The organism is Flavobacteriales bacterium (genome assembly GCA_021739695.1).
Classification (GTDB): Bacteria; Bacteroidota; Bacteroidia; order UBA10329; family UBA10329; genus UBA10329.
This window is the reverse complement of the sequence record JAIPBM010000024.1, coordinates 55,545-67,231: the sequence shown is the minus strand read 5'-3', so window position 1 is coordinate 67,231 and position 11,687 is coordinate 55,545. Positions and strand designations below refer to the sequence as shown.

The following is an 11,687-nucleotide window of genomic DNA, read 5'->3' as shown; positions in this document are numbered from 1 at the left end:
GGGGATGAAGTAATGAAGGGATTCTTATCGTGCTTTTCTCTTGATAGAAAAGCACCAAAAGATCAAGGCTTGGAATTCTCATCGACCCTCCCCGCTCTCCGACCTGAACGGGACAAGCCGCTTCGCTTTTGCGCCCCGTTCTGCGGTCTTTGATCGGGCGGGTGCCCCGATTGCGAATTCCTAGGCCGAGGGGATAGGCGGATGAAGCACGAAATTCTAAATGAGGAAATTCGAAAAGGGTGCTTGGGTCGGGGTTTTTTCACGCAGAGATGCAGAGGCGCGGAGAGAGTGACAGGGTGGTTGGTGATTGTCTTGAACTGAAACGCCTGACGGATGAAGCACGAAATTCGAAAAGGGTGCCCTGATTGCGAATTCCTAGGCTGAGGGGACAGCAGTGAACCATGTTGAAGTTTGTTCTGAATATTATCTTTATGAACAAAATCGGACCCATGCGCTTGCTTATTGTGTTCTTGCTGTTCTGCAGCTCTACCTATTCACAGACCATTAAGCGTTGGCCCAACGGCAGGCACGAGGCCAGCGATAAAGAGTTGGCCCTTCAGCGGCATTCGAACATCTTTGACAAATTTCTGTGGACCTTTCCAGATGTTGGAAGCAGAACCTTGGCCATTTCTGATGGCAAGGCTTCCTTTGATCTTGACGGCAAAGACATGAAGGTGCGCATTGATGAAGGTGATGAGATGCGCTTGAGTTTGGCCGATCTGGAACTTTCGTCTCCTCTCAGGACATCGAAAAACAACATCTATTACGATAAATCGAAATTGAAGATGAAGGCGATTACCCAGCAGGTTTGGACGTCTTACACCACCTACGAACATCAACAGGTTCCGGTGCAGAAGACAAGAATGGTGACCAGCTACTCTTATCAGAACGGGAAGTCGGTACCGCAATACAGAACCGAAAGCTATACCGCCTATGAGGGCCGAAGTGTGCCTAAGACCAGCTGGAAGTATGTGCCGCGAACCACGTGGGTACTCGATATTCCATCTTACGACCATTACTACTTTGCGTTACCAGACAGCACTGGCATCATCATTTACAAGTTGGAAGGGGACCAATATCGCTTGCAGCAAGTGGGATATCTGTTGGCCAAGGATGAAGAAGACGTGAACCATGTGTTCATTGATGTGGACGCGAACGGTGTTCATTTTGAGGATGCGGACCGCGTGATGTTCAACTCATGGAACCCGTTCTCGCCTACCTCAACGTTTAAGCGTGCAGGTCATTTCATGGATAATCATTGGTACGGTTTCCGAGCCTTGAGGGAAAACAATTTCCTACAGTTCTCCATCGACCCTGACTCTGAACGCCTGCGCATTGGTTATGAGAACAGTGCCTTTGTAGATGAGAGCGATAAGGGCAAAGTGACCTTCAGTGGTCTGCCAGAAAAGGCAAAGCTATTTGTGAACGGCAAGGAATATCGGGTTAAGAAGGGAGGTGGTAAGTTCAAATCGCAGTACGGAAAGTTTGTGGCACGGATACAGAGCGATGGTGCCATGGATTTTGAGCAGATCTATGTGGTAGATGCGGAACATCCGATATTGGAGATACGTTATGTGCCAACAAAAGCGGCCGGAACAGTAAGCATCTCGAACATATTTCAGGCAAGTTTCTTTGTCACGATTACGGCTTCGGATGGGTTTTCGCAGACCTTGAACGGTGCCAAGAAATTCAGCGTGCCAACGGGCAAAAGCACCGTGACCATCTATAGCGATGGCTTCAGTCTGGTGAAGGAGCTTGACCTGGAAGCTGGAGCGTCTGTCGATATCAATTTTGAGGAGGAGATCAAATCGTTGAAGGCTGAAGAATCTCCGAAGGAAGGACAGGAAGAAGCGCCTAAAGCAGAATAAGCGGGAAATTGCGGCAGTGTGGTAGGAAGGGTCTGACTAATAACACCTGCTATTGCTGAAAGGGTGCTTTCCACAGCTTAACGCAGCGGCATGAATGAACGGGACAAGCCGCTTCTCCCTTCGACAGCACTTCGACAAGCTCAGTGTGACTGCTCAGGGTTCACTTTTGCGCCCCGTTCTGCGGTCTTTGATCGGGCGGTTGCCCCGATTGCGAATTCCTAGGCCAGAGGTCTGGTGGATGAAGCACGAAATTCGAAAGGACCTCACCCTCGGCTGCTCTCCTGATTGAGAGGGGTGACTGTGTAGTTGGCACGGTATAAGTTCCATAGCACCAAACCCTTCGGCCTCTCGACTAGCGGTGAACAGTCGAGGGCCAGAAGAGGCATCAAAGCTTGAAATTGCGGTTATTATCAGTCTAAGTTGAACTGAACCATACGGTTCTTCTCTCTGGCACCTTGCAGGTAGAAGTACCCGACCTTGTTGCCAGGTTTCCAAGCAGTTGCTCCTAGTTTGAAATTGGCTCCCATTTCGCTTTGCGTCCACACTGCTTTGCGTTCGTTGGTTTTGCTCTGGTCGTAAGTATCCATTGCAATCAAGGAAAGCTGCCCATTTGAGCCATAGAATTTTTCGGGCCCTTCTGCGCTCCAATCCCTGCCTACGTTTAGTGGGATATCGTTGAATAAAAGGAAGAGTTTTTTGCCTACAACCACAGATTCGAATCCTGTGCCTTTAACAGAGGCTAGGTGGTAAATTGGAGCTCGGTCGGAGAACACGAGTTCTTTATTCTCATTCAACCTGAAAACATGTATGTCGAAGATGTTGGGGTCTAGCATTCCGCGGTAGATTCCTGCATTGCTGATTCCTGAAGTGGCAGTAATGACAATGGACCCATCTTCTAGAAGGTGTACTTGTGTACATGCTAACCTCGATTTGGATACGGGCTTTTTGCTGGCATCTTTCTTTAGGTCTTCGATCTGCTTAGTGGTTGCGTTTTTGCTCAGATGCTCAACAGTAAGTGGAATTTTGGTCCTTGCGACCTCCGAGCCTTCGTTTCCGTCCCAGTCTAAATACTCGAAGCCCCCCGTCTTGTCTTGCCCATTCCAAAGATTGAAGGGAGCATTTCCTTCGGCCGTGTAGGGAGCTACCAGTATCATTCGGCTGTTTCCCATGGTAGAGCGGACCTCGGTTACGCTTGGAGGACGAGCGACAGTGGTGCTGTAGACACCTTCTGCGTCCATTCGGTAGAGTTTCAGTTTATAGCGGTCGCTGTCCGATTTGTCCTTCCCTCTGTCTAGCTGAGCCCAACAGAAGACATTTCCATTGTTGCCAATTTCGAAGGTGCTTGCAGAAAAGCCATAAATTGAACCTACCCCCCCTACATCTATGGATCCTGCAGGATCTGAGAATTTAATGTCTGACTCCCATAGTTTCTCGATGCTTTCGCTCAAAACAATGATCCTGAATCGATAGGAGAGGTTTCCAGATTTGGAGCGGTCGTGGCCTAGTTTGATGGCGATCATCAGTTTGGTCCCATCGTCTGACTTTTTCATTGTAAGGCCAGAATAGTTCATGTTATCGTAGAACCCTTCTCCATTTATGGTGCTGAGCTGAATTGCTTCTGGTGCTACGTTCTGGTCTTTCGAAATGCGGTACAGCACCAAGTTGTTCTCTTTCGTCTTATAGTCTGTAGTGCCGCGCAAGTAATAGAACTGATGTCCGAAACAGACGAACCCATAGGCGTTTTCGCCTTTCTGGGGTTTGATGAGTTCTCCGATACCACCGTTGCCCGCTGTCTGTTGCGTTACGTTCAGCTTCTGATCGTAATCCCAAAAACTGAACGTTTGTTCGCGCCCAGCGTTGACCATCAGGGCGGTGCAACCATTGTCTGTAATGTCGAACACTTCAGTGGTGGTTATTCCCGGATTCTTGTCTGAAAGTTCGGAGCCGAAGACCCGAACCCCGTTGTTTTCGAGCATTAGCTGTTGAGCGGTTGCCAACTTCATTATGGACATAAAGACCATTGTGACTGTTATTGTGCGAATCATTGACGTGGTATTCATTGGTTTCGGACAAAAATAAACTTGTTATTGAAAGGAGGGTTCGTTGTTCAATAAAGTTTGACAAAATGCGTGCTATGGTTTTCTGCTCCGCTCACAAATTCCTAGGCCGAGGGGCGGTTGTAGTAAGCGTGGTAGTTGAAAAGGAGAAAGATGTCAGAAGTCAGAGAATAGACTCGGCTATCAGCTTTTGCGGGCTTTTCGGTGGGCCTCAATCATTTTTCCGAAGGTCTGCTTATTGCGAATGGCTTCAATGCATTTCACCGTGCGGTCGAGGCGCTCTTCTTCGTTAGGGGCCAGTGCCATCCATTCGGTAAAGAGTCCTTGTTGCTCTTTGGTAAGTAGTCCATAGAACGAATATAAGCTTGGCTTCTCGGAAAGGAGACCATCCCAGAATTCCTGCGATTCGCGGTGCATCATGCGGTCTTTATCTATGTTCAGATACACGGTATCTCCGGCCTTCTTGTTGCCAATGGCCTTTTTCATGTTGGCATCAAGGCGCAGATGAAAGGTCTTCTTGTCGCCCGAAGGATAGATACGGTACATGGTGAACCTGTAGCCATCGAGGTGGCCTTTGCAATAGAATGAATGCCGCCAATACCAGCGGTTCATGTGTTGGAGCTGCCATTGGTCAATAACCACGCAAAGGGCGTTCTTACCTGCACTTTTGCGTGGGTCGGCAATCAGTGTGGTGGCATGTGCGTTGTACATGATACTAAGTTATTGATTTTTGAAAAAATCAAAATTGGTGGGGGAGGGTTGGGTGATGGGGAAAGTTTTGGGATAAGTTTTTTGGGACGTAGATAGGTTACGGTGAGGTTCTTTTTACTTTGTATTAAGATTGACGATAATCAATAGGTTGAGAGTATGGGCTACACAAAGGAGGCGATTACAGAAGAAGCGAAGGAGCAACTTGAGCTTTACGCTTCAGTAAAGGACTGGAGGGAATTAGAGTTTTCAAACCCAGATAAAACAATCCGAATCGGAACGTTATTCAGTGGGATTGGAGCGGTTGAACATGCTTTTGAGAGGGTCAAGTTGAAAACTGAAATTGCGTTTGCCTGTGATAACGACAAGTTCGTTAAGGAAAGTTATTTCGCTAATTACGAAATTGACGAAAAGGATTGGTACGATGATGTCACAACCTTTGATGCGTCCAAATACAAAGGGAAAATCGACATAGTTGTTGGGGGTAGTCCTTGTCAGGCATTTTCCATGGTTGGTAAACGAATGGGACTCGAAGATGTCAGAGGAACCCTTTTTTATGACTTCGCTCGAATAGTCAATGAAACTCAGCCGAATGTATTTATCTATGAAAATGTCAAAGGCTTACTCAATCATGACGGTGGCCAAACTTGGCAAGTAGTTCAAGATGTGTTTCACGAATTAGGGTACAATACTTATTGGAAAGTGCTGAACAGTAAGGATTTTGGAGTGCCACAGCATCGCGAACGGATCTTCGTCATTGGATTTAAAGACCCATCTGTCCAATTTGAATTTCCGAAGAAAATATTGCTTGAAAGAGTAATGCAAGATTTTCTAGAGGATTTCACAGAGTCTAAGTACTACCTTAAAGAAAAGGGGGTGAAATTTGTGACCAGCTCAAAGAATAGAACGAAGAGGTATACTCAAATAAATGGAGATGTCGCCTTGTGCCAAAAAGCGAATCAACAGTTCAACTGGCACGGTGATTTCGTATTTGAACCAGCGACCCAAAGACGCTTTGATGAGTTTCTTTTTGCTGTCGATGATGTGGAAGAGAAGTACTACTTATCGGAAAAGGTTAGAAAGTATGTACTTGCCGGAGGAACCAAGAATTTTAAGACCAGTACTAAAACTGATTTGGAGGTTGCTCGTCCGTTACTCCAATCAATGCATAAAATGCATCGAGCTGGAGTTGATAATTATGTGACGCACGGTGGAAGAATTAGAAAGTTGACCCCTAGGGAATGCCTTCGCCTAATGGGTTTTGATGACAGTTTCAACATTGCTGTGAGTGATACGCAGATGTACAGGCAGGCAGGGAACAGTATTGTAGTAGATGTTTTGATTGCGCTTTTAAAACAGATGGATATAACTAAATACAGTAGGTAATGCCCAATATTTTTCCGGTACCGTTTGCGTTGGCCAACGAAGTTGTGAAGCGTCAAAGACTAGACAACCGTAGATTAGTTGAATTGCCACTGGATGGTGGAAATAATTTGTTCTATCTCGGTAGTCCAGATAGATTTTTGGGTCTATTCGACAATGATGTAAGAACTAGATTGCAAGAATTGCAGCAATTATGTTTGGAACGAAGAAACAATCCTCCTAATAACCGCACACTACAAAGGGGAGAGGGTATCAGAACTGTGCATTTGATTAGAAAATCAGAGTTGGAGTCTCTCATACCGTTTGTTGATTCTTACTTAAGTGGATACGGGGACCAATATCACAATCCTCGGTTCGACCGTGATCGAGTGTCCAATGCTTTGAATGATGTAGACGGACAAGATTTAGCATTTTACTCAGATCTCACATTTATCAGAGATACAACTCAAGTCAAACCTTACTTTAAATGGTTCAACTATCCGGAATCTGAGGAATTTTTCAAATTGACACAGGAATTTTTCATTCCGCATCTATCCTTCCTAAATTTTGAAATTATCAATGCAAGTCTTGATTCCGTTACGGTGCGATGGCACCTATCCTACGCTGAATTTGTTATTAACTGTTCAGACAATATTGACGCTGTAGTAACCAATTCACTTAGGACGATTCCGGTTTCAGACGAAGAAAGGGAGACGATTAAGGAAGCGATTGTTAAGGTCAGGATTGGCCAATCGCAATTTCGACAAACGCTGCTTGATAAACCTGACAGATCATGCTTGTTTACTGGGGTTTCTGAGGAAGCATTGTTGGTGGCAAGCCATATCAAGCCATGGTCTGTTGCCGAGAGCAGGGAGCGGTTAGACACAAACAACGGGGTCTTACTGACTCCAACATTCGATAAACTATTTGACAGGTTTCTTTTATCCGTAGATGAAGACGGGAATGTTGTTTGGTCGCAGAACAGATTAAATTCGGAAACCGTAAATAAGTTATTGAGAGGCATTGAAGAGCCAAATCACCTAAAGTTTAATATTACTGAAGATAATCGATCCTACTTCGATTATCATAGGCAAAGGTTTGCGCACTTGGAAAATTCATTGATGACCTAAGTAGTTTGCAGTTAACAGGCGTTTAGCACATCCAGTTTAACCCGATGCGTTCCTCGTCAATCAACATATACTCATCAACCGTCAAGCGTCCGCCTAATTCAAAGGCTCTATTGAGTGAGCGGTCTCTAAGTGCCACTTCTTAATTTGGTAATATTCTTTTTACTTAGAACCAACCTAGCGAAGAGTATTTCATTTCTGTATTCGCAGATCAGCTTTGTAGATCAGCCTGTTAGCGTTCGCTTAATCTTATTCGCAGCAGAAAAAACATCCTTTTTGCATTGATTCAATCAAATTGGTTTGGGAACCAAGGGTGTCTTCTCGTATCTCTTCATAGCTTTCATCAATCTCATGAATCAGAAGAAACTCCTTGAATTCAGGACGATAACTGATGCGCTTACTACTACGGGCGAGCCCACCAGCCAGTGAAACGTAGAAATGGACAAAGTCGCCATTTGGACGGTAGGCCAATTCTTGAAGTTCTTCTAGCGAAGTGACAAGTTGGTGTTCTCTCATAACTCGTAGGTTTTATTGAACATTTTCAATCCCGTCCGACACATCGATTCATGCGTATCAATCTCTAAACGTTCGCCTAACTCAAAGACTTGATTGAGTAAACGATTTCTAACCTCAACCTCTTCTGCTGAATAAAACGGCTCTCCTGAATTGATAAAGACGTAATCTTCGAATGGGGTGTCTGGATGGAAGTTGAGTTCTTCTTCTTCAATCAGAATATGAACGAATTCCTTTACGTCTTCGATGGTGTTGATGCTGGTGAGTTTCATGGTGCTGAATTAGGGTATTAAGATACTGATTTGTGGTTGATCGGACAATGGTTTGTGTGCTGAAATGAGACCCTTCCTTCGTCAGGGTGACAGGAGTGGGGGAACTGTGGATGCGAGACCCCCTAATTAAACAACCGACTCTGCCCGCCTTTATCCGTTGGCAGATAGCGAGGCGCATCAGCTTCGTTGGCTTTCACCCCACCGTAATGATTGATGGTGGTGGTGATCCTATCCATCACTTCGGGTAGGGTTTTGGTAATCATATCATAGGTGAATCGGAGCGGGACCCAACCCGCACCAGCAAGCAGACTGTCTCTCTCTTTGTCGCTTTCGATGTTCGGTTTTTGGTTGTGCCATTGGTCGCCATCGCATTCAATGGCAATGTTCTTATTGGCGCAGAAGATGGCGAAATCGAGTTTCATCTTCTTGCCTTTGATCTCTAAGAAATACTGCCGTTGGGAAGGAATCTTCTTGACCACAAGACAATCGGACAGGAGGTTTTCTAATGGGCTTTCGTTGAAGAGGAAATTGATTTCTCTAATCAGTGGATAAAAGAATTTCTGTTGGGTGGTGGGTATGAATAGCAGCCTTCGGGGACGAATGCTTTCAAAGGGCTCCTCGAGTTGGATGCACTTTTCGATGCCGATAATATAGTACTGAGCATCAGCTTTAGGATGGTTAGGCTGTGAAGGAACAGCTTCCTTTCGGCTTACGATTCGCAAATGGTTTACCTTGCCGTACCATTCGACCTTATACGCATGCTCTTTGAATGGCTTTGGGAAATAGAAGGCGAGGTATTCAATGCTTCCATCTTTGACCATGGCGGGAGCGCTTTTAACGGGAATACGATAAAAGCCTCCTTTCTGTATGAAGTGCCAATCAGAAGGTTGCCGCACCAAGGCTACCAGAACATTATTGGGTCCACGACTCGTTTTCACGGGAATGAAAATAGTACAAACGATTTAAAGTGCTGGTCTTTGCGACAAGCAAAGAAACACGGTTTAGGCGCTAGCAAGAAGATTCTGAAACAAGTTAGTTCGGGGTGACAGGAACGAACGAGCTTACATCAGCCTTTCCTCTTTGCGTCTCTGCGCCTCCGCGCGATAGCTGTTTCTGTTGTTCCGAGGAACGGGGAATCTAAGAGATGCTTCGTTCCTCAGCATGACAATCGGAATAGGGCAGGAAAGCGGGCAAGCATTTTGACTAACTCCCTAATCTGCTAATTCCTCATTTTTAATGGCAACGTTATCTTTGGGTTCATAACCCTTAAAAGCAAAGGCAGATGAGCAACTTTGTCAATCCCCCATTTAAGATACAGAGCACCGAACAACAGAGCGGACTGGAGTCCTTTGGAGATGACGCTATAACCTGGTGGGTGGTGGTGAAGACCGATGCCTACGAGGTACCCGTGTTTGTTCATTTCGATTGGGTGGTGGCCTATTGTCAAAAGCAGCACCCAGAGGTGGGAGAATACTTCCGCTTGCTGCGTAGGAATGTGAAAGGCTTTGGCCCCAAACATTCGAAGATGTTCGAGATCATGACCGAAGAGGGCTTCGACCTGCGGCCCCATATCTACAACTACATTAAAGACTGCTGCAACCTAGAAGATCGTCATCAACACGAGCTACGCATCAAGCAGTCTATGGCCGACCATGAAGGCGCCAAGAAGATGAGCGCCAAAGTAGCATCGATGGAAGAGGGCATGCCCGCCATGCGCAGTTCTGCCATCCGCAACATCGCCTTTAAAGACCAAGTGCTGGAACTTCTGAACAACGAAGTGCTGGAACGCTATCCAGAGATATTCAATTCCGACCCGAAGTACATCACTGAATTGGAGGGCATTCTGATAAATATGGTCCTTGACCTCGGCTCCAAGATCGACACGCTTTCCTTTAAGGCTGGGAAGGAGGGGTGAGTATTGAGTGAGACCCTTCCTACGTCAGGGTTACAAGAACTGGTGCTCGTGCTTACTTCAGCCTTTCCTCTTTGCGTCTCTGCGCCTCCGCGCGATAGCTGTTTCTGTTGTTCCGAGGAACGGGGAATCTAAGCGATGCTTCGTGCCTTAGCATGACAATCGGAATAGGGTCGGAATGCCCTACTAGGACACAAGCGCATTCCGCAGATCAATGGAAGTGTCGGGTTGCCGTTTTTGAGGTGTTTAGGAAATTCTGTAAATTCAATCTGCTTTTTTCGAAAAAAGCACAAGCAGATGGATCATAAACATAATGCCATGCAAGGAACGATAAGTATAAATGGGATTCCCTACGTGCAGGTGCCAATGAATGCGACATGGACCAAATATGTGGATGCACTTGAGAAAGCGCTACCCGAACATCCCGAAGATGAACTGAAGATATTACGTGCACTGATGACCTACACGGGCTTGGTGCCGGCCAAATATGATAGATGCCTAGAGGTGGTTGAAAGGGTGCTTCAGCTATCGGATGATAAGGATGATCGGGCAGAGGCGCTGCTGAACAGAGCCACCATCTTGTTTGAGGAACGCAGGAACTTGGAAGAGGCCGAGGCCCTGTTCATTGAGGTGCACAGTATCAGCAACGAGTACCAACAGACATATGAGAATCTGGTGCGCATGTATATGGAACGAAAGGACCTTGAAAAGGCACTGCATTGGGCAGAAAGTATGGCATGTATAGAGGGTATGGATCACATTGGCCTTGAATTGAAAGGAGATGTGCTATTGGAAATGGGGCGCATCCATGAGGCCCTTGAAGCTTACGAAGCATCGGCTCAATTAGACTGCTATCCCAGTTCTGCCTACTTCGGTATTGCCAAATGCCATTTGGATGGCGAGCATTACGAGCAGGCCTGCCAAGCATGCATCAAGGCCTATGAGACCTGTCATCGTCCAGAACCATTATATGCTTATGGGGCAGGTTTCTGTTATCAGCATCTGGATGACCCTTATCGTGCCATGAAATGGTACACCAAGTGTTTGGACATTGAGCCTTCTTATGCCAATGCACTCAATAATATGGCGGTGCTTTCTTTGGAGCTTTCCAATGGGTGGGAAGAAGCAGTTCCTTATCTGCTCAGAGCAGTGGAGCTATCTGGCGAGGCACTGAATAAATCGATGCGTGTGGTGTATCGGAACCTTTGGGCGTATTACACACAGATACTGGATAAGGAAAAGGCCGACTACTATCAGCGCTTGAATTATAAGTGCCTTGGTTTTGATGATGATCGCATTGATTTCCTCAACAATTTTGGAGAGGAGTGAGCGATCAGCGATCTGGTAATCCCTCTTCTAAGTTGGTGTCGAGGTCTTCGTTGGCCTCTCGTTCCTTCTCAATGGTGAGTTTTGGGAACTTGATGAGGTCTCGGGCCACAAAGCCACCTGGATATTGGTACGATATCTCGCGTTGGAGATGAATGGCTTCCAGTTCGGTGCGGAAATCGCCCACGCGTACCTTGAAGTTAGGCGCCTGATAGATGAGGTAAGCAGGAATATCCGGGTTCTGATTCATGAATTCGGCCCTGAGATTGTTGGCCTGTTGGCGCGCTTCGGTGCCCGAACCAGAGAAGAGTTGCACACGGTAGCCTTCAAAGCCATCACTCAGTTTATTCACACGCGTGTGGCGCATCACCAAGGAATCGAGCCTTACATCTCTATCAATAACGACTGTTGGACTGACCAGATCATGGAAGGAACGCTGCGCTAAACTGTTCAGCGACAAGGCCATGAAGGCAAGAAAGATGTATGGGAATTTCGGAATGGAAAACATGCGCGGCAAAGAACGGAAAAATAGCTTTTACAAG

11 protein-coding genes are annotated in these 11,687 nt (G+C 46.3%); 5 read left to right on the top strand and 6 right to left on the bottom strand.

Annotated elements, in window-relative coordinates:
* The first annotated feature begins 431 nt into the window (after positions 1 to 431).
* Positions 432 to 1,868 (top strand): hypothetical protein, encoded by a 1,437-nt coding sequence (locus K9J17_14125; GenBank protein MCF8277867.1) that lies wholly within the window; start codon positions 432 to 434, stop codon positions 1,866 to 1,868.
* Between the two features lie 410 nt (positions 1,869 to 2,278).
* On the opposite strand, the gene K9J17_14120 is transcribed toward K9J17_14125, so the two are convergent.
* Complete coding sequence (locus K9J17_14120; GenBank protein MCF8277866.1) at positions 2,279 to 3,871, bottom strand: hypothetical protein; 1,593 nt, start codon at positions 3,869 to 3,871, stop codon at positions 2,279 to 2,281.
* A gap of 237 nt (positions 3,872 to 4,108) precedes the next feature.
* A complete protein-coding gene (locus tag K9J17_14115) occupies positions 4,109 to 4,636 on the bottom strand; it encodes a hypothetical protein (protein ID MCF8277865.1) in 528 nt (175 codons plus the stop codon).
* Positions 4,637 to 4,792: 156 nt separating this feature from the next.
* Here K9J17_14115 and dcm point away from each other — a divergent pair, with 156 nt between their 5' ends.
* Complete coding sequence (gene dcm, locus K9J17_14110; protein ID MCF8277864.1) at positions 4,793 to 6,019, top strand: DNA (cytosine-5-)-methyltransferase; 1,227 nt, start codon at positions 4,793 to 4,795, stop codon at positions 6,017 to 6,019.
* The gene (locus K9J17_14105; GenBank protein ID MCF8277863.1) at positions 6,019 to 7,125 is read left to right on the top strand and encodes an HNH endonuclease; all 1,107 of its coding nucleotides are present in this window, start codon (positions 6,019 to 6,021) and stop codon (positions 7,123 to 7,125) included. Before dcm ends, K9J17_14105 begins: the two co-directional genes overlap by 1 nt.
* A gap of 246 nt (positions 7,126 to 7,371) precedes the next feature.
* Here K9J17_14105 and K9J17_14100 read toward each other — a convergent pair whose 3' ends face one another.
* The 3 genes from K9J17_14100 to K9J17_14090 all read right to left on the bottom strand — a co-directional run bounded on the left by K9J17_14100 (position 7,372) and on the right by K9J17_14090 (position 8,845).
* Positions 7,372 to 7,638, bottom strand: a complete 267-nt coding sequence (locus tag K9J17_14100) for a hypothetical protein (protein ID MCF8277862.1) — start codon at positions 7,636 to 7,638, stop codon at positions 7,372 to 7,374.
* Complete coding sequence (locus K9J17_14095) at positions 7,635 to 7,907, bottom strand: hypothetical protein (GenBank protein MCF8277861.1); 273 nt, start codon at positions 7,905 to 7,907, stop codon at positions 7,635 to 7,637. Before K9J17_14095 ends, K9J17_14100 begins: the two co-directional genes overlap by 4 nt.
* A gap of 122 nt (positions 7,908 to 8,029) precedes the next feature.
* Positions 8,030 to 8,845: an endonuclease domain-containing protein gene (locus K9J17_14090; GenBank protein MCF8277860.1), complete on the bottom strand. Its 816-nt coding sequence runs from the start codon at positions 8,843 to 8,845 to the stop codon at positions 8,030 to 8,032.
* Between the two features lie 344 nt (positions 8,846 to 9,189).
* On the opposite strand from K9J17_14090, the gene K9J17_14085 reads away from it, so the two are divergent.
* Both K9J17_14085 and K9J17_14080 read left to right on the top strand, forming a co-directional pair.
* On the top strand, positions 9,190 to 9,822 hold the full coding sequence (locus K9J17_14085) for a hypothetical protein (protein ID MCF8277859.1): 633 nt from the start codon (positions 9,190 to 9,192) through the stop codon (positions 9,820 to 9,822).
* Between the two features lie 294 nt (positions 9,823 to 10,116).
* Positions 10,117 to 11,148 carry a hypothetical protein gene (locus K9J17_14080; GenBank protein ID MCF8277858.1) on the top strand — a complete coding sequence of 344 codons (1,032 nt, stop codon included), beginning with the start codon at positions 10,117 to 10,119 and terminating at the stop codon, positions 11,146 to 11,148.
* 4 nt (positions 11,149 to 11,152) lie between these two features.
* Here K9J17_14080 and K9J17_14075 read toward each other — a convergent pair whose 3' ends face one another.
* A complete protein-coding gene (locus K9J17_14075) occupies positions 11,153 to 11,653 on the bottom strand; it encodes an SPOR domain-containing protein (protein MCF8277857.1) in 501 nt (166 codons plus the stop codon).
* Positions 11,654 to 11,687 lie beyond the last annotated feature (34 nt).